This is a genomic window from Bradyrhizobium sp. WCU1 (genome assembly GCF_053474805.1).
Window position 1 is genome coordinate 3709258 of the sequence record NZ_CM130280.1, and the last position, 21497, is coordinate 3730754.

Below are 21497 nucleotides of genomic sequence, written 5' to 3' on the forward strand. Positions count from 1 at the left end.
GGCCTTCGGAACCCGATCGTCACCGGGATGACAAGGAGGCGCTCGATGAGTTTGATCTCGGAGGACACCGATCCGAGCGGGAGTCGCGCCGCGGCGCGCCCCGCCGCAGCGATCCCCCAAGCCAACCGCGTGACATTCAATCGACTTGAACTCAACCGCATTCTCAATCTCTACGGCCGCATGGTCGCCGATGGCGAGTGGCGCGATTATGCGATCGACTTCCTGAAGGACCGCGCCGTGTTCTCGGTGTTCCGGCGGGCGTCCGAGATGCCGATCTACCGGATCGAGAAGGATCCCCGGCTGGCGCGCAAGCAGGGCATGTACAGCGTGATTTCGCCGACCGGCCTGATCCTGCGCCGTGGCCACGAACTCGAGCGGGTGCTGCTCGTCATCGATCGCAAGCTGTCGCTGGTGTAAGCCGCGCCGGCCGGCTTCGCAGCCGTGTTTTCAGTTGCGCAAAACAAAAGCCCCGGCGGTGAGGCCGGGGCTTGGATCGATCGGTTCGCTCGAGGCGCTTAGTCGCGCTGGCCGAGCAGCTGCAGCAGCAGCGTGAACAGGTTGATGAAGTTCAGGTAGAGCGACAGCGCACCCGTAATTGCCGCACGCTCCGCCATCACGCCACCCTGCGAGGCGTAGCCGTAGATGTAGTCGTTCTTCAGCCGCTGGGTGTCCCAGGCGGTGAGGCCCGCGAACACCAGCACGCCGACCACCGAGACGATGAACTGCAGCGCCGAGCTCGCCAGGAACAGGTTGACCAGGCTCGCGATGATGATGCCGATCAGGCCCATGAACAGGAACGAGCCCATGCCGCTCATGTCACGCTTGGTGGTGTAGCCGTAGAGGCTAAGCGCACCGAACGTCGCCGCGGTGATGAAGAACACGCGCACGATCGAGGTGTGCGTGTACACCAGGAAGATCGACGACAGCGACAGGCCCATCAGCGCCGAGAATACCCAGAACAGCAGCTGGGCGGTCGCGGGCTGCAGGCGGTTGATACCGGCCGAGATGACGAACACCATCGCCAAGGGAGCGAGGATGAACAGCCACTTCAGCGGGCTCACGAACATCGCGTAGCCGAACTGCGTCAGATAGGCGTTGCCGAATTTGGCGACGGCGGCCGACTGGTCGGTCGTCACCGCGCCCATGTAGACGCCGAGCGCGGCCAGGCCGGTGATGGCGAGGCCGATGCTCATGTAGTTGTAGATGCGCAGCATGTAGGCGCGCAGACCGGCGTCGACGGCCGCAGCGTCAATGCGCCCGGCGGCCCGGCCGAAAGGAGAAGCGTAATTGCGGTCTAGGTCCGACATGGTCGAATTCCCGTGGTTGGTCCCGGTGGAGCGCAAGGGATTTGCGGCGCCGGTCGTAAATCTAACTCAGATGGTGCGGTTTGCGGAGCATTAATTCCGTGTCATTCAAACCGGCCATCCGACCCGATTGATATGTGGGAAATTAACACATCCGAGGCAAGCTTCCACGCGCGGCTGAATGTCGCTCTGGCCTAGCATTATTAGGCAAAACGGCGCCGCCACCGCTACAAATTGTCACAAATTCCGCAACACCGAGGCGGGCTTCTGGTTCAGCGCGAGCAGCGTGCCGGCCAGCCCCAGGCCGACCGTGACGACCAGCGCGGCGACCACGACCGCGGCGGCACTGCCGGCCTGCCAGATGAAACTCAGCGTCATCAGCCGCGTCACGATCAGCCAGGCCGCGACCGAGCCGGCGATCACCCCAAAAATCGCGGTTGCAAAACCGATCATCAGATACTCCAGCGCGTAGGCGCCGAGCAGCCGCACCCGGGTGGCGCCGAGCGTCTTGAGGATCACGGCGTCATAGACGCGGTGGCGGTGCCCGGCGGCGAGCGCGCCGCCCAGCACCAGGATCGCCGAGATCAGCGTCACGGCACTGGCGCCGCGGATCGCCAGCACCAGGTTGCTGACGACGCTGCCGACCGTCTCCAGCGCCTCGCGGACCCGGACGCTGGTGACCATCGGGAACGTGTCGGCGACCTGCTTGATGATGCGTGCGTCGTCGGTCGAGCTCGCTTGGGTCGAGCTCGCATGCGGCTCCGTCAGGGTCGCGACGTGGCTGTGCGGCGCGCCCTTGAAGGCGTTCGGCGAGAACACCAGCACGAAATTGATGCCGAGGCCCTGCCAGTCGATGTTGCGCAGATTGGCGATCTTCGCCGGAACGTCGCGGCCGAGCACGTTGACCACGATCTCGTCGCCGATCTTCAGGCCCAGGCCGTCGGCGATCTTCTTCTCCATCGAGACCAGCGGAGGCCCGCTGTAGTCCGGGCCCCACCATTCGCCCTCGACGATCTTCGAGCCCTTGGGAATTTCGCCGGTATAGGTCAGGCCGCGGTCGCTCTGCAGCACCCACTCGGAATCGACCGACGGCTTGAGCTGGTCGGCCTTGACGCCGCGCGCGGCGACGATGCGCCCGCGCAGCATCGGCACGTCCTCGACGGTTGAGCCCGGTGCGATCTGGCCGAGGAAGGCGGCAAAGCGGCCCGCTTCGGTGGAGGGGATGTCGATGAAGAAGAACGACGGCGCCCGCTCCGGCAGCGCGGCCAGGAATTGTCGGCGCAGATTGCCGTCGATCTGGGTGATGGTGACCAGCACCGCGAGCCCGAGCCCCAGCGACAACACCACCGACGGCGTCAGCGCGCCCGGCCGGTGGATGTTGGCGATGGCGAGCCGCAGCATGGTCATGCGGCTGCGCGGCAGCCGCCGCGCCACCGCCATCAGGATCTCGGCGATCCCGCGCAGCAGCAGGAACACCGCGATCGAGGCGGCGACGAACACCGTGGCGATCCGCTTGTCATAGGCGAGCCCGATCGCGACGCCGATCAGGAGCGCGACCACCACGGCCATCAGCGCCAGATAGCTCCAGCGTGGCCGGTGCCACTCGCTGGCGACGGTCTCGCGGAACAGCGCCGCGACCGGCACGTCATGGACCCGGCCGAGCGGCCACAGCCCGAACGCCAGCGCGGTGAGCTGGCCGTAGATGAAGGAGAGCGCGAGTTCGTCGGGATGCAGGGCAGGCACCACCGGCAGCGGCAGCAGCTTGCCGAACAGGCCGACGATGACGAAGGGTAGCGCGGCGCCGAGCACCAGGCCGATCACCGAGCCGATTCCCGCCAGCACCACCACTTGCGTGCAGTAGATCGTGAAGACGTCGCGCCCGGTGGCGCCGAGCGCCTTGAACGAGGCGATGACGTCGCGGCGCCGGTCGATATGGCTCTTCACCGCATTGGCGACGCCGACGCCACCGACCAAGAGCGCAGCAAGACCAACGAGGGTCAGGAACTGGGTGAAACGGTTGATGGTGCGCTCGAGCTGCGGCGAGGCGTTGCTGCGGCTGCGCACCTCCCAGCCGGCCTCCGGTGCCGCGGCGCGCGCACCGTCGATCAGTGCGGTGGTGGCGCGATCGTCGTTGGCGCCGTCGGGCAGCTTCACCCGGTAGATCCAGCGCACCAGGCTGCCGGGCTGCAACAGGTCGGTGGCGCGCAGGCTGGCTTCGCTGATCAGGAAGCGCGGGCCGAGGCCGACGCCGCCGGCGAGCTTGTCGGGCTCGGCCACGACGACGCTGCGGATCTGGTAGGTCGCGCTGCCGATGCTGACGCGGTCGCCGAGCTTCAGGTCGAGCCGCGCCAGCAAGGTCGAGTCGGCCGCCGCGCCAAAAACGCCGTCGCGCTCGGCGAGCAGATCGGCGACCGGCATGTTCGGCTCGAGCGTCAGTTCGCCGAGCATCGGATATCTGCCGTCGACCGCCTTGAGCTCGACCAGCGCCAGTTTGCCGACGCTGCTGCGGGCCATCGCGCGCAGCGTGGCTGCAATCGAAACCTCGCCGCGGGTGCGCAGATACGCCACCTCGTCGGGCTTGGCCTCGCGCGAAATGAGCGAGAACGCGACATCGCCGCCGAGCAGCGTGCGGCCCTCGCGCGACAGGCCGTCGCCAAGGCTGGCGGCAACCGAGCCGACGCCTGATATCGCCATCACGCCGAGCGCGATGCAGGCGATGAAGACGTAGAATCCGCGCAGGCCGCCGCGCAACTCGCGCAGCGCGTAACGGAAGGCAAGCGACGACGCGCGGCTCTGCACCGCGACTTCGGACGCAAAGCTCATGTGGCTGATTGTCCGTCGATCCGGCCGGAGCGCAGCCGCACCACGCGGTCGCAGCGCTGCGCGAGCGCGAGATCATGCGTCACCAGCACCAGGGTCATGCCGCGCTCGGCGTGCTTGGTGAACAGCAAATCGACGATCTGCTTGCCGGTCGTTTCGTCGAGATTTCCGGTCGGCTCGTCGGCGACCAGGATCGTGGGATCGGGCGCAAGCGCGCGTGCGATCGCGACGCGCTGCTGCTCGCCGCCGGAGAGCTGCGTCGGATAGTGATGCAGCCGTTCGCCGAGCCCGACCGATTGCAGCTCCTGCGCAGCGCGCGCGGCGGCATCCGGATTGCCGGCGAGTTCGAGCGGCACCGCGACGTTCTCCAGCGCGGTCATGGTCGGGATCAGGTGGAACGACTGGAAGACGATGCCGACCTGGCGGCCGCGGAAGCGTGCCAGCGCATCTTCGTCGAGGGCATTGAACGAGGTGCCGTCGACGACCACTTCTCCACTGTCAGGACGTTCGAGCCCCGCCATCACCATCAGCAAGGTCGACTTGCCCGAGCCCGACGGGCCGATCAGGCCGATGGCCTCACCCGCTGCCACACGAAGGCTGATATCTTTGAGGATATGAACCCGTGCCGCGCCGGTGCCGAGCGAGAGATTGACGTTCCTGACGGCAATGGTGTCCGGCTCGACGTCGGTCAGTGAAGAGGATTCGATGAGACTGTCCATGGTTCGGTCATATGGCACTTCCGCCGCTGCGGTCGAGGCCCGGTTGCGAATCTTCGTGCACATACTCGTGTTGCTTATGGGCTTGATGACGGCGGCGAGCGCGCAGACGCAAGACCAGGGGAAAGGTCCGGTGAGACCGATCAAAATGGTGGTTCTGGGCGATTCCCTGAGCGCCGGTTACGGCCTTCCGGCCCAGGCGGCATTTCCGGTCCGACTACAAAAAGCCTTGGAAGCCAAGGGGATAAAGGTCGAGATGACCAATGCCGGGGTGTCCGGCGATACCGCCTCGGGCGGCCGCGAGCGGCTCGATTGGTCGGTGGCCGATGGAACCGATGCCGTGATCGTCGAGCTCGGCGCCAACGACGCCTTGCGCGGCATCGATCCCGCGGTGACGCGCGCCGCGCTGTCCGACATCATCACAAAGTTGCAGGCGCGCAAGATCGCGGTGCTCTTGTGCGGCATGCTGGCGCCACCGAACTATGGCAGCGAGTATGCGGCGAAGTTCAATGCGATCTATCCGGATCTGGCGAAATCCTTCGGCGTGCCGCTCTATCCGTTCTTCCTCGATGGCGTTGCGGCCAATCCGAAGATCAATCAGGCCGACGGCATGCACCCGACCGCGGAAGGTGTGGACATCGTCGTGAAGAATATCCTGCCTACGGTGGAGGCATTTCTCGGCGCATTATCAGGGCAACGCAGTTGAAACACAGGCAGCGCGCCGCGTTGCGTCCGTAGGTTTACGAGCTGTTAACGCCTCGTGCTTCGCAGAGTCACATATCTCGGGTACAAATAAGCATCGGTGATTCGTCGCCGGGCTTGTTACAGGGTGCGGGCTCCCAAAACCCGCGCCAAGCATCGAGGATTATAGCGATGCCGCGTCTGTTCACTGGTCTGGAAATTCCGGCCGATATCGGCCAATCCCTCTCCAGCTTGCGTGGTGGCCTTCCCGGCGCACGCTGGATCGATCCCGAAAATTATCACGTCACCCTGCGCTTCATCGGCGATATCGATGGTCTCTGGGCCAACGAGATCGCGACGATGCTGTTTCGGGTGAACCGCAAACCGTTCGAGGTCAAACTGCAGGGCCTGTCGAGCTTCGGCGGACGCAAGCCGCGCGCGGTGGTTGCCGCCGTCGAGCCGAGCCGGCCGCTGATCGAACTGCAGGCCGAACTCGAGCGGATGATGCAGCGGATGGGGCTCGATCCCGAGGGCAGGAAATTCACTCCACATGTCACGCTCGCGCGTCTGCATGATGCGTCGAGCCAGGACGTCGCGGATTATCTGTCCGTGCGCGGCTACTTCCCGAGCCGCACCTTCCTGGCGGATCGCTTCGTGCTGTTCTCGTCGCGCGCGTCGACGGGGGGCGGCCCCTACGTGGTCGAGGATGCTTACGAGCTCTGCGCGTAGGGTTTCCTGATCGCGTTTCCTGACGCCGGAGAGGCCCGTGCGGCCGGCCGGTATGCAAGGGCTTTCGCTTGCATACCCCATTGGCACAATTCACGGCTTGCAATTTGCCGCGCACTAGGGCCGTAAGGTGGGCTCATGCTGTCCACCTCGCCAAGTTCCTTTCTCGAACACTACAACGCCCTGGTCGCCTCCGGCGCGATCGAGGCTGATCCGGCGCAGGCCGCCGCCGCCGATGCGTTCGGCGCGCTGGAGGAGCGGCTCGCGAGCTACAAGCCGCAGCGCAAGCAGAGCCTGCTCGGACGGCTGTTCGGCGGCGACAAGGACGACAAGCCGCCGCGCGGCCTCTATGTCCATGGCGAGGTCGGCCGCGGCAAGACCATGCTGATGGACCTGTTCTTCCAGCAGAGCCCGGTCGAGCACAAGCGCCGCGCGCATTTCCACGAATTCATGGCCGAGGCGCATGAGCGCATCTACGGCTACCGCCAGCAGATCGCGCGCGGCGAGATCGCCGACGGCGACGTGATCGCGCTCACCGCGCAGGCGATCTTCGACGAAGCCTGGCTGCTCTGCTTCGACGAATTCCACGTCACCGACATCGCCGATGCGATGATCCTCGGGCGGCTGTTCGCCAAGCTGTTCGATCTCGGCACCGTGGTGGTCGCGACCTCGAACGTCGCGCCTGAGGATCTCTACAAGGGCGGTCTCAATCGCGCGCTGTTCCTGCCGTTCATCGCGCAGATCTCCGACCACATGGACGTGCTGCGGCTCGATGCGCGCACCGACTTCCGGCTGGAGAAATTGTTCGGCGTCAAGATGTGGCTGGTGCCGGCGGATCAAGCAGCCGATGCCGAGCTCGATGCGGCCTGGCGCAAGATGACCGGCAACGCGCCGTGCAAGTCGCGCGACATCGCGATCAAGGGACGCGTGCTGCACGTCCCGTGCTCGTCGCACGGCGTCGCGCGCTTCAGCTTTGCCGAACTCTGCGAAAAGCCGCTTGCCGCGTCGGACTATCTGAGGCTCGCGCACGACTACCACACGATCCTGGTCGACCACATTCCGGTGATGGACTACGCCGAGCGCAACGCCGCCAAGCGCTTCATCTCGCTGATCGACACGCTCTATGACAACGCCGTGAAGCTGATGGCCTCGGCCGCGGCCGATCCGGTGTCGCTGTACCTTGCGGACGAAGGCGTTGAGGCGATGGAGTTCAAGCGCACGTCCTCGCGCCTGATCGAGATGAGTTCGGAGTCCTACCTGGCGCTGCCGCACGGCCGGAAGGACTCCTCGGCCAGCGGCGCGTCGACCGGCCTGGTCGAGACTTGAAGTTCGGCCTTGGATTTTGGTCTTGCGCGCGGTCCGGTTCGGAGCAACTTTTCGTGTCTCCGGGCGGATGTCGCTGGCATGCCTGATCGAATTCAAGGCAGGGCCTGCGATCGGGCAGGCCCTGACTTGAATGGATCATTCGAAAGGGATAACCACCCTTGCAACCGACTACCCTCCCTCCTGCACCAGTTCAAAGGACTGATTTCCCATGGCACGCGACAAGATTGCACTGATTGGCTCCGGACAGATCGGCGGAACGCTGGCGCACCTCGTTGGCCTCAAGGAGCTCGGAGACGTCGTGCTGTTCGACATCGCCGAGGGCGTGCCGCAGGGCAAGGCGCTCGACATCGCGCAGTCGTCGCCGGTCGACGGCTTCGACTCCAACCTGGTCGGCGCCAATTCCTATGAAGCGCTCGACGGCGCCAAGGTCTGCATCGTCACCGCCGGCGTGCCGCGCAAGCCCGGCATGAGCCGCGACGATCTCTTGTCGATCAACCTCAAGGTCATGGAGCAGGTCGGCGCCGGCATCAAGAAGTACGCGCCCGACGCCTTCGTCATCTGCATCACCAACCCGCTGGATGCGATGGTGTGGGCGCTGCAGAAGGCCTCCGGCCTGCCGCACAAGAAGGTGGTCGGCATGGCCGGCGTGCTCGACTCGGCGCGCTTCCGCTACTTCCTGGCCGACGAATTCAACGTCTCGGTCGAAGACGTCACCGCCTTCGTGCTCGGCGGCCACGGCGACACCATGGTGCCGCTGACCCGCTACTCGACCGTTGCCGGCATCCCGCTGCCCGACCTCGTCAAGATGGGCTGGACCTCGCAGGCGCGCATCGACGAGATCGTCGATCGCACCCGCAACGGCGGCGCCGAGATCGTCAACCTGCTCAAGACCGGCTCCGCGTTCTACGCGCCGGCCGCGTCCGCGATCGCGATGGCCGAGAGCTACCTGAAGGACAAGAAGCGCGTGCTGCCCTGCGCCGCCTATCTCAACGGCGAGTACGGCGTGAAGGACATGTATGTCGGCGTGCCCACCGTGATCGGCTCCAAGGGTGTCGAGCGTGTGGTCGAGATCGAGCTGGCCGGCAAGGACCGCGAGGCGTTCGACAAGTCGGTCGGTGCGGTGCAGGGCCTGGTCGACGCCTGCAAGAAGATCGCGCCCGATCTGCTCGGCAAGTAATCTCGATCGGCAATGGCCCGATAGGCGATTCCGATCGCCTGTCGGGTGCAAGGTGATGAAATTCTGGCGGATTTTGTAGTTGCGCGAGCATTGGTATATGGTATGCCAGCGTCAGGGCTGACGTTAAGTTCGCCGCACGAGGGTTTGGGAGCGTCGTTCCATGAATATCCATGAATACCAGGCCAAGGCACTGCTGCATGAATTCGGCGTGCCGATCTCGCGCGGCGTTCCGGTGCTGAAACCGGAAGAGGCTGACGCGGCAGCCAAGCAGCTTCCGGGTCCGATCTGGGTGGTGAAGAGCCAGATCCACGCCGGCGGCCGCGGCAAGGGCAAGTTCAAGGAAGCCTCAGCTGGCGACAAGGGCGGCGTCCGCATCGCCAAATCGGTCGCCGAGGTCGACGAGTACGCCAAGCAGATGCTCGGCGCGACGCTGGTCACGGTGCAGACCGGCCCGCACGGCAAGCAGGTCAACCGCCTCTACATCGAGGAAGGCTCCGAGATCGACAAGGAGTTCTACCTCTCGCTCCTGGTCAATCGCGAGACCTCGGAGATTTCCTTCGTGGTGTCGACCGAAGGCGGCGTCAACATCGAGGACGTCGCGCATTCGACCCCGGAGAAGATCGTCTCCTTCTCGGTCGATCCCGCCACCGGCATCATGCCGCATCACGGCCGCACGGTCGCCGAGGCGCTGAAGCTGAAGGGCGATCTTGCCAAGCAGGCCGAGAAGCTGACGGCCCAGCTCTACACCGCGTTTGCCGCCAAGGACATGGCGATGCTGGAGATCAATCCGCTCGTCGTCACCAAGCAGGGCCAGCTCCGCGTGCTCGACGCCAAGGTGTCGTTCGACAGCAACGCGCTCTATCGTCACCCGGACGTGGTCGCGCTGCGCGACGAGACCGAGGAAGACGCCAAGGAGATCGAGGCGTCGAAATACGATCTCAACTACGTCGCGCTCGACGGCACGATCGGCTGCATGGTCAACGGCGCCGGCCTTGCCATGGCGACGATGGACATCATCAAGTTGTACGGCATGGAGCCGGCGAATTTCCTCGACGTCGGCGGCGGCGCCAGCGTCGAGAAGGTCGCGGCCGCGTTCAAGATCATCACCGCCGATCCGAACGTGAAGGGCATCCTGGTCAACATCTTCGGCGGCATCATGAAGTGCGACGTGATCGCCGAGGGCGTGGTCGCCGCGGTGAAGCAGGTCGGCCTCAAGGTGCCGCTGGTGGTGCGGCTCGAAGGCACCAATGTCGAGCAGGGCAAGAAGATCATCCGCGAGAGCGGCCTCAATGTCGTGCCCGCTGACAATCTCGATGACGCCGCACAGAAGATCGTGAAAGCCGTCAAGGGAGGCTGATGATGGCCGATCATCTCGACGCTCCGACACCGCTGGAGGAACACCGCAAGCTCGCGGTTTTCGCGGGCGAGTGGAACGGCGACGAGATGGTCTACCCGTCGCGCTGGACCGCCGGCGGTCCGGCCACCTCGCGTGTCGTTGCGCGCATCGCGCTCAACGGCTTCTATCTGATCCAGGACAGCGTGCAGACCCGCAACGGCAAGGAAAGCTTCGCCACCCACGGCGTCTTCACCTACGACCGCGACGACCGGGCCTACAAATTGTTCTGGCACGATTCGCTCGGCTACTACCCGCCGTCGCCCGCCTCCGGCGGCTGGGCGGGCAAGTCGCTGGTCCTGGTGCGCGGCTCGCTGCGCGGCAATGCCCGTCACGTCTACGAGGTCGTCGACGACAACACCTACAACATGAAGATTCAATTCTCGCCTGACGCGGAAGGCTGGGCCGACGTGCTCACCGGCGTGTACCGGCGTATCCACTGAGCATGATCCGGAAAAGTGGTCCCCGGTTTTCCGATATGATCATGCTCAAACCATAGAGTTCCTTCACCGCTGTCTCGCGAAAGCATCTCGAACCATGTCCATCCTGATCGACAAGAACACCAAGGTCATCTGCCAGGGCTTCACCGGCAAGAACGGCACGTTCCATTCGGAAGCGGCGATCGCTTACGGCACCAAGATGGTCGGCGGCGTGGCGCCGGGCAAAGGCGGCTCGACCCATCTCAACCTGCCGGTGTTCGATACCGTCGCCGAGGCGCGCCAGAAGACCGGCGCCGATGCGAGCGTCGTCTATGTCCCGCCGCCGGGCGCGGCCGATGCGATCTGCGAGGCGATCGATGCCGAGATCCCGCTGATCGTCTGCATCACCGAAGGCATTCCGGTGCTCGACATGGTGCGCGTCAAGCGCTCGCTGTCGGGCTCGAAGTCGCGGCTGATCGGGCCGAACTGCCCCGGCGTGATGACCGCCGGTGAGTGCAAGATCGGCATCATGCCGGCCAACATCTTCAAGCCCGGCTCGGTCGGTATCGTGTCGCGCTCCGGCACCCTGACCTATGAGGCGGTGTTCCAGACCACCCAGGAGGGCCTCGGCCAGACCACCGCGGTCGGCATCGGCGGCGACCCGGTCAAGGGCACCGAGTTCATCGACGTGCTGGAGATGTTCCTGGCCGACGAGAACACCAAGTCGATCGTCATGATCGGCGAGATCGGTGGTTCCGCCGAGGAAGACGCCGCCCAGTTCCTCAAGGACGAGGCCAAGCGTGGCCGCAAGAAGCCGATGGTCGGCTTTATCGCCGGTGTTACCGCACCTCCCGGCCGTCGCATGGGCCACGCCGGTGCGATCATCTCCGGCGGCAAGGGCGACGCCGGTTCCAAGACTGCGGCGATGGAGTCGGCAGGTATCAAGGTGTCGCCGTCGCCGGCGCGGCTTGGGCACACGCTCGCCGAGATGCTGAAGTAACCGCCGTCGGGCGGTACTTTCCAGCGGATCGGGTTGATTTCTGCCGGTTCCCGTTTCGGGAACCGCGCCGGCCGGCGGATATCAACGCTGCGCGAGGGCATTGATAAGATTTGAAAATATATTCATTTCTTGGTTCTTTTAGGCAGGAATATCCGACCTAGATAGGATAAAGGATATCCATCCAGCCGGCGCGCTTTCCCAGACCGGCACTTGCGCCGTCTCCTACGCGCGAACCGAAAAAATCACCAGGACTGCCCCATGTCTCGCCAAGACGCGAACGCCGCTTTTGCACTCTCCTCATTCCTGCAGGGCACCAACGCCGCCTATATCGACGACCTCTATGCCCGCTACGAGCAGGATCCATCCTCCGTCGACGCCGAATGGCAGGATTTCTTCAAGAGCCTGAAGGACGCCCCGGCCGACGTGCAGAAGAATGCCGAAGGCGCCTCGTGGGGCCGCGCCAACTGGCCGGTGACGCCGCGTGACGAACTGACCTCGGCGCTCGACGGCAACTGGGCCCAGGTCGAGAAGGCGGTCGGCACCAAGCTTGCCGCCAAGGCGCAGGCCAAGGGCGCCGAGCTGTCCGACGCCGACGTCCATCAGGCCACCCGCGATTCGGTTCGCGCCCTGATGCTGATCCGCGCCTACCGGATGCGCGGCCATTTCCACGCTAAGCTCGATCCGCTCGGCATTGAGGCGCCGCGCGACCGTGAGGAACTCGATCCGCGTTCCTACGGCTTCACCGAGGCCGACTTCGACCGCAAGATCTTCCTCGACCATGTGCTCGGCCTCGAATACGGCACGCTGCGCGAGATCGTCCAGATCTGCGAGCGCACCTACTGCCAGACGCTCGGCGTCGAGTTCATGCACATCTCCAACGCCGCGCAGAAGGCGTGGATCCAGGAGCGCATCGAAGGTCCGGACAAGGAGATCAGCTTCACGCCCGAAGGTCGCCGCGCGATCCTCAACAAGCTGATCGAGGCGGACGGCTTCGAGAAGTTCTGCGACACCAAATTCACCGGCACCAAGCGCTTCGGCCTCGACGGCGGCGAATCGCTGATCCCCGCGCTCGAGCAGATCATCAAGCGCGGCGGCAATCTCGGCGTGAAGGAGATCGTGTTCGGCATGCCGCATCGCGGCCGCCTCAACGTGCTGACCCAGGTGATGGGCAAGCCGCACCGCGCGCTGTTCCATGAATTCAAGGGCGGTTCGGCCAATCCGGACTCGGTCGAAGGCTCCGGCGACGTCAAATACCACCTCGGCGCCTCCTCGGACCGCGAGTTCGACGGCAACAACATCCACCTGTCGCTGACCGCCAATCCGTCGCATCTGGAGATCGTCGATCCCGTCGTGATGGGCAAGGTGCGCGCCAAGCAGGATCAGCACGGTGATCCGCCCGACATGCGCATCTCGGTGCTGCCGCTGCTGATGCACGGCGATGCGGCATTCGCCGGCCAGGGCGTGGTGGCGGAATGCTTCAGCCTGTCCGACCTGAAGGGCTACCGCACCGGCGGCTCGCTGCACTTCATCGTCAACAACCAGATCGGCTTCACCACCTATCCGCGCTACTCGCGCTCGTCGCCCTATCCGTCCGACGTCGCGAAGATGATCGACGCGCCGATCTTCCACGTCAACGGCGACGACCCGGAAGCCGTGGTGTTCGCGGCCAAGGTCGCGATCGAGTTCCGGCAGAAATTCCACAAGCCGGTCGTCATCGACATGTTCTGCTACCGGCGCCACGGCCACAACGAGGGCGACGAGCCGGCGTTCACCCAGCCGGTGATGTACAAGAAGATCGCCTCGCATCCGACCACGCTGGAGATCTACGCCAAGCGGCTGGTCGCCGATGGCGTGATGACCGAGGGCGAGGTCGACAAGGCCAAGGCCGACTGGCGCGCGCGGCTCGATGCCGAGTTCGAGGCCGGCGCCGGCTACAAGCCGAACAAGGCCGATTGGCTCGACGGCAAGTGGGCGGGCTTCAAGATCGCCGACCAGGAAGAAGACGCCCGCCGCGGCGTCACCGGCGTCGATCTCGCCGTGCTCAAGGAGATCGGCCGCAAGATCACCAAGGTGCCGGACGGTTTCCGCGTCCACCGCACCATCCAGCGCTTCCTCGACAACCGCGCCAAGGCGATCGACAGCGGCATCGGGATCGACTGGGCGACCGGCGAGGCGCTGGCATTCTGCACGCTGCTGCAGGAAGGCCATCATGTCCGCCTGTCCGGCCAGGATTCCGAGCGCGGCACCTTCTCGCAGCGCCATTCGGTGCTGATCGACCAGGAGGACGAGAGCCGCTACACGCCGTTCAACCATCTTGGCGGCGAAGACACCGGCCATTACGAGGTCATCAACTCGCTGCTCTCGGAAGAAGCCGTGCTCGGCTTCGAATACGGCTACTCGCTGGCCGAGCCGAATGCGCTGGCGCTCTGGGAAGCGCAGTTCGGCGACTTTGCCAACGGCGCCCAGGTGGTGTTCGACCAGTTCATCTCCTCTGGCGAACGCAAATGGCTGCGCATGTCGGGCCTCGTCTGCCTGTTGCCGCATGGCTATGAAGGGCAGGGGCCGGAGCATTCCTCGGCGCGGCTCGAGCGTTATCTGCAGATGTGCGCCGAGGACAACATGCAGGTGGTCAATCCGACCACGCCGGCGAACTACTTCCACGTGCTGCGGCGCCAGCTGCACCGCGAGATCCGCAAGCCGCTGATCCTGATGACGCCGAAGTCGCTGCTGCGCCACAAGCGCGCGGTGTCGCGGCTCGACGAACTCGGCAAGAGCGCCACGTTCCACCGCATCCTGTACGATGACGCCCAGATGCTGCCGGACGAGAAGATCAAGCTGGTGCCGGACGACAAGATCCGTCGCGTCGTGCTGTGCTCCGGCAAGGTCTATTACGATCTGTATGAGGAGCGCGAGAAGCGCGGCATCGACGACATCTATCTGATGCGCATCGAGCAGCTCTACCCGGTGCCGCTGAAGGCGCTGGTGCAGGAGTTCGGTCGCTTCAAGAATGCCGAGATGGTCTGGTGCCAGGAAGAGCCGCGCAACATGGGCTCCTGGCACTTCATCGAGTCCTATCTGGAATGGGTGCTGAACCAGACCAACGCAGCCAACAAGCGTCCGCGCTATGCCGGCCGTCCGGCTTCGGCAGCGACCGCTACTGGATTGATGTCGAAACACCTGGCGCAGCTCAAGGCGCTGCTGGACGACGCGCTGAACTAACGACCTTCACCAACACCATGCCCCGCCTTGTGCGCAATTGCGCACTGGAGCGGGGCATCCGGTATCCCGCGTCATCCAGCACAAGCGCTGTCGTCACGGAGTACCGGATCGTCCGCTTTGGAGGATGGTGGCCGGACTCATTATTGCGACCGCAGGGTTATCGAGGAAAAGACCATGACTGAAATTCGCGTTCCAACGCTCGGCGAATCCGTGACCGAGGCCACCATCGGCCGCTGGTTCAAGAAGGCCGGCGAGGCTGTGGCGGTGGACGAGCCGTTGGTGGAGCTGGAAACCGACAAGGTCACCATCGAGGTGCCCGCGCCGGTCGCCGGCACGCTCGGCGAGATCATCGCCAAGGACGGCGAGACGGTTGCCGTCGGCGCGCTGCTCGGCCAGATCAATGACGGTGCCGTTGCGGCCAAGCCCGCTGCCGCCGCTGCGGCTCCCGCCAAGGCCGCCGCGCCGGCGCCCGCTGCCGCTCCGGCGCCTGCCGCGCCCAAGGTGCCGCCGGCCGATGCGCCGCTCGCGCCGTCGGTTCGCAAGCTGTCCGCCGAAAGCGGCGTCGACGCCTCCACCGTTCCGGGCTCGGGCAAGGACGGCCGCGTCACCAAGGGCGACATGCTGGCCGCGATCGAGAAGGCCGCCTCGGCGCCGACCCCGGTCAACCAGCCGGCCGCCGCCGTGCAGGTTCGTGCGCCGTCGCCGGCTGACGATGCCGCGCGCGAGGAGCGGGTGAAGATGACCCGGCTGCGCCAGACCATCGCGCGCCGCCTCAAGGACGTGCAGAACACCGCCGCGATGCTGACCACCTTCAACGAGGTCGACATGACCGAGGTGATGAAGCTGCGCGCGCTCTACAAGGACACGTTCGAGAAGAAGCACGGCTCGAAGCTCGGCTTCATGGGCTTCTTCACCAAGGCGGTCGTGCAGGGGCTGAAGGACATCCCGGCCGTCAATGCCGAGATCGACGGCTCCGACCTGATCTACAAGAACTACTATCACATCGGCGTTGCGGTCGGCACCGACCGCGGCCTGGTGGTGCCGGTGGTGCGCGACTGCGACCACAAGTCGATCGCCGAGATCGAGAAGTCGATCGCCGACTACGGCCGCCGCGCCCGCGACGGCCAGCTCAAGATCGACGAGATGCAGGGCGGCACCTTCACCATCACCAACGGCGGCATCTACGGCTCGCTGATGTCGACGCCGATCCTCAACGCGCCGCAGTCCGGCATCCTCGGCATGCACAAGATCCAGGAGCGGCCGATGGTGGTCGGCGGCAAGATCGAGGTGCGGCCGATGATGTATCTGGCGCTGTCCTACGATCACCGCGTGATCGACGGCAAGGAAGCGGTCACCTTCCTGGTGCGCGTCAAGGAGAGCCTGGAGGATCCGGCCCGCCTGGTGCTGGATCTCTAAGACCATCTCGCGCGCGGCGCCCGATCGGTTCGGGCGTCGCGATCCATTGGGCACTCACGTTTGGGGATCAATGTGACGGACAAGGTCGTTGTCATCACCGGCGGCAGCCGCGGCATCGGCCGCGCCACCGCGCTCGCAGCCGCCGCGCGCGGCTACCGCATCGTGGTCGGCTATGCCACCAATCAGGCTGCGGCGGACGAAGTCGTCTCCGCGATCGAGGCCAAGAACGGCAAGGCGATCGCGGTGAAATGCGACGTCGGCAGCGAGGCGGATATTCTCGCGCTGTTCAAGGCCGCCGACGGCTTCGGCACGCTCGGCGCGCTGGTCAACAATGCCGGCATCGTCGGCAAGAGCGGCGTGCGCGTCGACGAGATGTCGGCCGAGCGCATCCAGCAGATGATGGCGGTCAACGTCACCGGCAGCATCCTGTGCGCGCGCGAGGCGGTGAAGCGGATGTCGACCAGGCACGGCGGCAAGGGCGGCGTCATCGTCAACCTGTCCTCGGTCGCGGCCAAGCTCGGCGCGCCCAACACCTATGTCGACTACGCCGCCTCCAAGGGCGCGATCGATTCCTTCACGGTCGGCCTCGGCTACGAGGTCGCAGGTGAAGGCATCCGCGTCGCTGGCATCCGGCCCGGGCTGATCGACACCGATATCCATGCCGCCGGCGGCGAGCCCGATCGCGCGCATCGGCTTGCCCATCTGGTGCCGATGAAGCGCGTCGGTACCGCGGATGAGATTGCCAACGCCATCGTCTGGCTGATCTCGGACGAGGCGTCCTACGTCACCAGCGCGATCCTCGACGTGTCGGGCGGTCGCTAGAACACGATCACGCAGCGGGACGCGTCTTCCGATCGGATCGCGTCCTCCAACTGTCACAGAGCTTAGCTACAGGACCTCAATCATGGCTTCTTACGATCTCGTCGTCATCGGCACGGGCCCCGGCGGTTACGTCTGCGCGATCCGCGCGGCGCAGCTCGGCATGAAGGTTGCCGTCGTCGAGAAGAACGCGACGCTGGGCGGCACCTGCCTCAATGTCGGCTGCATGCCCTCGAAGGCGCTGCTGCACGCCTCCGAGATGTTCGAGGAAGCCGGACACTCCTTCGCCAAGATGGGCGTCAGCGTCCCGCCGCCGAAGCTCGATCTGCCGGCGATGATGAACTTCAAGCAGCAGGGCATCGACGGCAACGTCAAGGGCGTCGAGTTCCTGATGAAGAAGAACAAGATCGACGTGCTGAAGGGCACCGGCAAGATCCTCGGTGCCGGCAAGGTCGAGGTGTCCGGCGACGGCAAGTCCGAGACCGTCGAGACCAAGAACATCGTGATCGCCACCGGCTCCGACATCGCGCGACTGAAGGGCATCGAGATCGACGAGAAGCGCATCGTGTCGTCGACCGGCGCGCTGTCGCTGGACAAGGTGCCCGGCAGCCTTTTGATCGTCGGCGCCGGCGTGATCGGGCTCGAGCTCGGCTCGGTCTGGCATCGGCTCGGTGCCAAGGTCACCGTGGTGGAATTCCTCGACCGCATCCTGCCCGGCATGGACGGCGAGGTGGCGAAGCAATTCCAGCGTATCCTGGAGAAGCAGGGCTTTGTCTTCAAGCTCGGCGCCAAGGTCGCCTCGGTCGACACCTCGGGCAAGACGCTGCAGGCCAAGGTCGAACCGGCCGCCGGTGGCGCCGCGGAGACCATCGAAGCCGACGTCGTGCTCGTGTGCATCGGCCGCGTGCCCTACACCGAGGGTCTCGGGCTGAAGGAAGCCGGCGTTGCGCTCGACAATCGCGGCCGCGTCGGGATCGATTCGCACTTCTCGACCAATGTGAAGGGCATCTATGCGATCGGCGACGTCGTCGCAGGCCCGATGCTCGCGCACAAGGCGGAAGACGAAGGCGTTGCCTGCGCGGAGATCATCGCGGGCCAGGCCGGTCACGTGAACTACGACGTCATTCCAGGTGTTGTGTATACCACGCCGGAAGTGTCGTCGGTCGGCAAGACCGAGGAAGAGCTCAAGCAGGCCGGCGTCGCGTATACCGTCGGCAAATTCCCGTTCACCGCGAACGGCCGCTCCAAGGTCAACCAGACCACTGACGGCTTCGTGAAGATTCTCGCAGATGCGAAGACCGATCGGGTGCTCGGCGTGCACGTTGTCGGCATCGAAGCCGGCGAAATGATCCACGAAGCCTGCGTTCTGATGGAATTCGGCGGTTCGGCCGAGGATCTGGCGCGCACCTGCCACGCCCATCCGACGCGATCCGAGGCGATCAAGGAAGCCGCGCTTGCGGTGGGCAAGCGCGCCATCCATATGTGATCGAACGTCCGGCGCGAGCCGGGCTGCAGCATGATCCGGAAAAGTGCGAAGCGGTTTTTCGGAAGGATCATGCTCAAACAGGGAGCATGATCCGGAAAAGTGTGAAGCGGTTTTCCGGGAAGATCATGCTCAAACAGGGAGCATGATCCGGAAAAGTGTGAAGCGGTTTTCCGAGAAGATCATGCTCAAACAAGGAGCTGAAGCGTGATGATTCAACCCGGTCTCATCGCGCTTTAGGATCAAAGCGATGTTGCGCCGCGTGCTTCAGCCGTTCTGGGTCCTGCTTGCGATCATCTTCCTGATCGAGGCTTGGCTGTGGGATCACCTCGAGCCGATCGTGGCCCGGGTGGTCGCATTGATCCCGCTGCGCGCGCTCAAGCAATGGCTCGCCGACCGGGTCGATTCGCTGTCGCCGGCGATGACGCTGATCGTCTTCGTCGTGCCGCTGATCCCGTTGTTTCCGCTCAAGCTGGTCGGGCTCTGGCTGCTCGCGAACCAGTACTGGTTCAGCGCGGTTTCGCTGATCCTGTTTGCCAAGATCGTCGGCGTCGGCGTCACGGCCTTCCTGTTCGACGTGACGCGGTCAAAACTGCTGGAGATGCCCTGGTTCAAGGCGCTCTATGATTTCGTCATGGCGCTGCGCGCCAAGGCTGCCGCGCTGGTCGAACCGGTCAAGCAGCGGGTCCTCGACATGATCCGTGGCGATGGCGTCGGCTGGACCGCGCGCACGCTGCGCCTGATCGCCCGCTTCCGCAAAAGCGTGCATCAGACCAGCAAGGTGCTCTAAAGCGGGATGAGTTTTGGTTGAATCGGCTTGGCGCGGTCTTGCTTTACCTCTCCCCGGTGGGGAGAGGTCGGATTGCGCAGCAATCCGGGTGAGGGCTCTTGCTCTCTCGATAGACCGCAACCCCTCACCCGATTTGCTGCGCAAATCGACCTCTCCCAAGGGAGAGGTGAACTTTCGATGCCGTTCCAGCTCAACCTAATCTCATCAGGCCTTAGGCACGGCTCTCACGCCCGTCATCCTGACAGAATGTGAAGCTTGGTCCTCATCCGCTGTTGTCGTCGCCCGGCTCGACCGGGCGACCCAGTACGCCGCGGCCTATCGGCTCAAGCACGACCGCCTCTGGAATACTGGATCACCCGCATGCGCGGTTGATGACACTGAGCAAGCCAATTCCGTGACCCTGTCAGGGTGACGGAGGTCAAGCGGAGCCCAGCCGCCTCAATGCAGATGCAGCAGATGCGGCTGGAACAGGCCGAGCAGCGTCATCGCGATGCCGGCGAGCGTCACCAGGCCCGACACCCAGGCCAGCGCGGCGATGCTGGTGATGATGGTCGCGGACGCCAGCACGATGGCGATCTGGAAGGCGGCGGAAGCAAGCTCGAAGTGATGATATTTCGCGGTGGCCTCGTCGCGCTCATGCTCGGCGTGCTTGGCGCGTTCGGAGAGTTGCTCCGAACCCTCGCCGGTCTCGGGCTCCGAGCGATAGCGCGCCGCAGTCTTCTGCCAGTCGTCGATCTGCTTCTGCAGCGCGGCCTTGGCCGCCTCGTCGGTAGTGGTCGCGAGGTTCAGCTTGCCTTGTTCGGCCGCGGTCTGCACCGAGGTGCGGCGGATGCTCTTGGCCTGGAAGAAGGCCCAGAGGTTGGACGCCTCGACGTTCTTGCTGATCGATTCGGTCTGGGCGCCCTTGCCGAGGGTTTCCGACAGCGCCAGGCACAGCGCGATCACGGCGATCAGGAGCGCGATCTTCTTGTTCTCGCCCGAGGCATGCTCGGCATGCTCCGCGTGCTCCATACTTTCATGTGCGCTCATGATTCCCCTCCAATGAGACTGTGCCACGATTGCCGAATGCGGTGCACAAGGCAAGGGGCGGCAGTTGGTGGTTATCCGTATGAAGATGAACGCAGCATGACGGCGCCCGGAGTCCGGCGTCTAATCTGGACCGAGGTCCGGCCGTCTCAGCCGCGCGGGTGCGCGGAGCGATAGACTTCAAGCAGGCGCTCGCTGTCGATGCCGGTGTAGATCTGCGTGGTCGACAGCGAGGCGTGGCCGAGCAATTCCTGGATCGCACGCAGGTCGCCGCCGCGGCTGAGCAGATGGGTCGCGAAGGAATGCCGCAGCGCATGCGGCGTGGCGCTGTCAGGCAGGCCGAGCGCGCCGCGCAGCCGCTCCATGGTGAGCTGGATGATGCGCGGGCTCAAGGGGCCGCCGCGCGCGCCAACGAACATCGGTCCGGTCGGACTGAGCTGGTGCGGACAGATCGCCGCGTAGTCCGCGATCAATTGCAGCACGTTCTGCAGCACCGGCACCATGCGGGTCTTGTTGCCCTTGCCGGTCACGACCAGCACGTCGCCTTCGCCCGGCTTCGGCACCTCGCGGCGCTTCAGCCCCAGCGCCTCGGAGATGCGCAGGCCCGAGCCATAGAGCAGCGCCATCACGGCGGCGTCGCGCATCAGGATCCAGGTCTCGCGCTCCTCGCCGGCGCGCTCGTCGGCGTCGGCAAGGCGTTTCGCCGCGTCCATGTGGATCGGCTTCGGCAGGCTCTTTGCCACCTTCGGCGCGCGGATCGCCGAGAGTGCGCCAACCTTGCCCTTGCCTTCGCGTTCCAGGAAGCGTCCGAACGAGCGCAAGCCGGCCAGCGCCCGCATCAGCGATCGCCCGCCGATCTCGTCCGCGCGGCGCATCGCCATGAAGGCTCTGACATCGCTCGCTTCGAGCGCGGAGAAGGCCGCAAGCGTCACGCGCGCGCCCCAGTGTTCGGCCAGGAAGGCCAGGCATTGGCGCACGTCGCGGGCGTAGGCCTCGAGCGTCTTCGGCGACAGCCGCCGCTCGGCGCGCAGATGCGACAGCCAGCGCGTCATCTCCTGCGTCACCGTGGCATCGGCGCAGTCGAGCTCGAGCGGTTGGATGGGCTGATCGGTCCGGGCCATCTGTAGAGGGCTATTGGCGCTGCTAATCTCCTGATTATATCGCACTGCCTTCGTTTACCGT

Annotated in this window: 18 protein-coding genes; 13 read left to right on the forward strand and 5 right to left on the reverse strand. The window is 64.9% G+C overall.

The features are described from left to right. Window positions 1-45 precede the first annotated feature (45 nt). Window positions 46-417 (forward strand): DUF2794 domain-containing protein, encoded by a 372-nt coding sequence (locus tag ACTUWL_RS17290; protein WP_021078797.1) that lies wholly within the window; start codon window positions 46-48, stop codon window positions 415-417. Window positions 418-515: 98 nt separating this feature from the next. On the opposite strand, the gene ACTUWL_RS17295 is transcribed toward ACTUWL_RS17290, so the two are convergent. The 3 genes from ACTUWL_RS17295 to ACTUWL_RS17305 all read right to left on the reverse strand — a co-directional run bounded on the left by ACTUWL_RS17295 (window position 516) and on the right by ACTUWL_RS17305 (window position 4843). After that, window positions 516-1307 (reverse strand): Bax inhibitor-1/YccA family protein, encoded by a 792-nt coding sequence (locus ACTUWL_RS17295; RefSeq protein WP_021078796.1) that lies wholly within the window; start codon window positions 1305-1307, stop codon window positions 516-518. 234 nt (window positions 1308-1541) lie between these two features. Beyond that, window positions 1542-4127, reverse strand: coding sequence for an ABC transporter permease (locus ACTUWL_RS17300; protein WP_021078795.1), 2586 nt, complete (start codon window positions 4125-4127; stop codon window positions 1542-1544). Then, the gene (locus ACTUWL_RS17305; protein WP_021078794.1) at window positions 4124-4843 is read right to left on the reverse strand and encodes an ABC transporter ATP-binding protein; all 720 of its coding nucleotides are present in this window, start codon (window positions 4841-4843) and stop codon (window positions 4124-4126) included. The genes ACTUWL_RS17300 and ACTUWL_RS17305 overlap by 4 nt, the downstream gene beginning before the upstream one ends. A 55-nt stretch (window positions 4844-4898) precedes the next feature. On the opposite strand from ACTUWL_RS17305, the gene ACTUWL_RS17310 reads away from it, so the two are divergent. The 12 genes from ACTUWL_RS17310 (at window position 4899) to ACTUWL_RS17365 (ending at window position 19289) form a co-directional block, all read left to right on the forward strand. Next, window positions 4899-5546: an arylesterase gene (locus ACTUWL_RS17310; protein WP_035651309.1), complete on the forward strand. Its 648-nt coding sequence runs from the start codon at window positions 4899-4901 to the stop codon at window positions 5544-5546. Window positions 5547-5713: 167 nt separating this feature from the next. Continuing rightward, window positions 5714-6250, forward strand: a complete 537-nt coding sequence (gene thpR / locus ACTUWL_RS17315) for an RNA 2',3'-cyclic phosphodiesterase (protein WP_021078792.1) — start codon at window positions 5714-5716, stop codon at window positions 6248-6250. A gap of 135 nt (window positions 6251-6385) precedes the next feature. After that, on the forward strand, window positions 6386-7573 hold the full coding sequence (gene zapE / locus ACTUWL_RS17320) for a cell division protein ZapE (protein WP_021078791.1): 1188 nt from the start codon (window positions 6386-6388) through the stop codon (window positions 7571-7573). Between the two features lie 208 nt (window positions 7574-7781). Next, window positions 7782-8750 carry a malate dehydrogenase gene (gene mdh / locus ACTUWL_RS17325; protein ID WP_021078790.1) on the forward strand — a complete coding sequence of 323 codons (969 nt, stop codon included), beginning with the start codon at window positions 7782-7784 and terminating at the stop codon, window positions 8748-8750. A gap of 160 nt (window positions 8751-8910) precedes the next feature. Further along, entirely contained in the window at window positions 8911-10107 is a 1197-nt protein-coding gene (gene sucC / locus ACTUWL_RS17330; RefSeq protein WP_021078789.1) for an ADP-forming succinate--CoA ligase subunit beta, read from the forward strand. Then, window positions 10107-10586: a DUF1579 family protein gene (locus tag ACTUWL_RS17335; RefSeq protein WP_035651268.1), complete on the forward strand. Its 480-nt coding sequence runs from the start codon at window positions 10107-10109 to the stop codon at window positions 10584-10586. Before sucC ends, ACTUWL_RS17335 begins: the two co-directional genes overlap by 1 nt. Before the next feature lie 94 nt (window positions 10587-10680). Next, window positions 10681-11562 carry a succinate--CoA ligase subunit alpha gene (sucD, locus tag ACTUWL_RS17340; protein ID WP_021078787.1) on the forward strand — a complete coding sequence of 294 codons (882 nt, stop codon included), beginning with the start codon at window positions 10681-10683 and terminating at the stop codon, window positions 11560-11562. Between the two features lie 258 nt (window positions 11563-11820). After that, complete coding sequence (locus ACTUWL_RS17345) at window positions 11821-14781, forward strand: 2-oxoglutarate dehydrogenase E1 component (protein WP_021078786.1); 2961 nt, start codon at window positions 11821-11823, stop codon at window positions 14779-14781. Window positions 14782-14955: 174 nt separating this feature from the next. Beyond that, a complete protein-coding gene (odhB, locus tag ACTUWL_RS17350) occupies window positions 14956-16197 on the forward strand; it encodes a 2-oxoglutarate dehydrogenase complex dihydrolipoyllysine-residue succinyltransferase (RefSeq protein ID WP_021078785.1) in 1242 nt (413 codons plus the stop codon). 72 nt (window positions 16198-16269) lie between these two features. Further along, window positions 16270-17019, forward strand: coding sequence for an SDR family oxidoreductase (locus ACTUWL_RS17355; protein WP_021078784.1), 750 nt, complete (start codon window positions 16270-16272; stop codon window positions 17017-17019). An 82-nt stretch (window positions 17020-17101) separates the two neighbouring features. After that, complete coding sequence (gene lpdA / locus ACTUWL_RS17360; RefSeq protein ID WP_021078783.1) at window positions 17102-18502, forward strand: dihydrolipoyl dehydrogenase; 1401 nt, start codon at window positions 17102-17104, stop codon at window positions 18500-18502. Window positions 18503-18749: 247 nt separating this feature from the next. Next, window positions 18750-19289, forward strand: a complete 540-nt coding sequence (locus ACTUWL_RS17365; protein WP_021078782.1) for a hypothetical protein — start codon at window positions 18750-18752, stop codon at window positions 19287-19289. A 438-nt stretch (window positions 19290-19727) separates the two neighbouring features. Here ACTUWL_RS17365 and ACTUWL_RS17370 read toward each other — a convergent pair whose 3' ends face one another. Further along, a complete protein-coding gene (locus ACTUWL_RS17370) occupies window positions 19728-20318 on the reverse strand; it encodes a DUF4337 domain-containing protein (protein WP_021078781.1) in 591 nt (196 codons plus the stop codon). A gap of 146 nt (window positions 20319-20464) precedes the next feature. After that, on the reverse strand, window positions 20465-21436 hold the full coding sequence (locus ACTUWL_RS17375; RefSeq protein ID WP_021078780.1) for a tyrosine recombinase XerC: 972 nt from the start codon (window positions 21434-21436) through the stop codon (window positions 20465-20467). Between the last annotated feature and the right edge of the window lie 61 nt (window positions 21437-21497).

Excerpts from the sequence above, each read along its gene's own strand:
- ACTUWL_RS17290 (WP_021078797.1), top strand. The coding sequence starts at position 46 with ATGAGTTTGATCTCGGAGGACACCGATCCGAGCGGGAGTCGCGCCGCG.
- ACTUWL_RS17295 (WP_021078796.1), bottom strand. The coding sequence starts at position 1,307 with ATGTCGGACCTAGACCGCAATTACGCTTCTCCTTTCGGCCGGGCCGCC.
- ACTUWL_RS17300 (WP_021078795.1), bottom strand. The coding sequence starts at position 4,127 with ATGAGCTTTGCGTCCGAAGTCGCGGTGCAGAGCCGCGCGTCGTCGCTT.
- ACTUWL_RS17305 (WP_021078794.1), bottom strand. The coding sequence starts at position 4,843 with ATGGACAGTCTCATCGAATCCTCTTCACTGACCGACGTCGAGCCGGAC.
- thpR (WP_021078792.1), top strand. The coding sequence starts at position 5,714 with ATGCCGCGTCTGTTCACTGGTCTGGAAATTCCGGCCGATATCGGCCAA.
- zapE (WP_021078791.1), top strand. The coding sequence starts at position 6,386 with ATGCTGTCCACCTCGCCAAGTTCCTTTCTCGAACACTACAACGCCCTG.
- mdh (WP_021078790.1), top strand. The coding sequence starts at position 7,782 with ATGGCACGCGACAAGATTGCACTGATTGGCTCCGGACAGATCGGCGGA.
- sucC (WP_021078789.1), top strand. The coding sequence starts at position 8,911 with ATGAATATCCATGAATACCAGGCCAAGGCACTGCTGCATGAATTCGGC.
- ACTUWL_RS17335 (WP_035651268.1), top strand. The coding sequence starts at position 10,107 with ATGATGGCCGATCATCTCGACGCTCCGACACCGCTGGAGGAACACCGC.
- sucD (WP_021078787.1), top strand. The coding sequence starts at position 10,681 with ATGTCCATCCTGATCGACAAGAACACCAAGGTCATCTGCCAGGGCTTC.
- ACTUWL_RS17345 (WP_021078786.1), top strand. The coding sequence starts at position 11,821 with ATGTCTCGCCAAGACGCGAACGCCGCTTTTGCACTCTCCTCATTCCTG.
- odhB (WP_021078785.1), top strand. The coding sequence starts at position 14,956 with ATGACTGAAATTCGCGTTCCAACGCTCGGCGAATCCGTGACCGAGGCC.
- lpdA (WP_021078783.1), top strand. The coding sequence starts at position 17,102 with ATGGCTTCTTACGATCTCGTCGTCATCGGCACGGGCCCCGGCGGTTAC.
- ACTUWL_RS17365 (WP_021078782.1), top strand. The coding sequence starts at position 18,750 with ATGTTGCGCCGCGTGCTTCAGCCGTTCTGGGTCCTGCTTGCGATCATC.
- ACTUWL_RS17370 (WP_021078781.1), bottom strand. The coding sequence starts at position 20,318 with ATGAGCGCACATGAAAGTATGGAGCACGCGGAGCATGCCGAGCATGCC.
- ACTUWL_RS17375 (WP_021078780.1), bottom strand. The coding sequence starts at position 21,436 with ATGGCCCGGACCGATCAGCCCATCCAACCGCTCGAGCTCGACTGCGCC.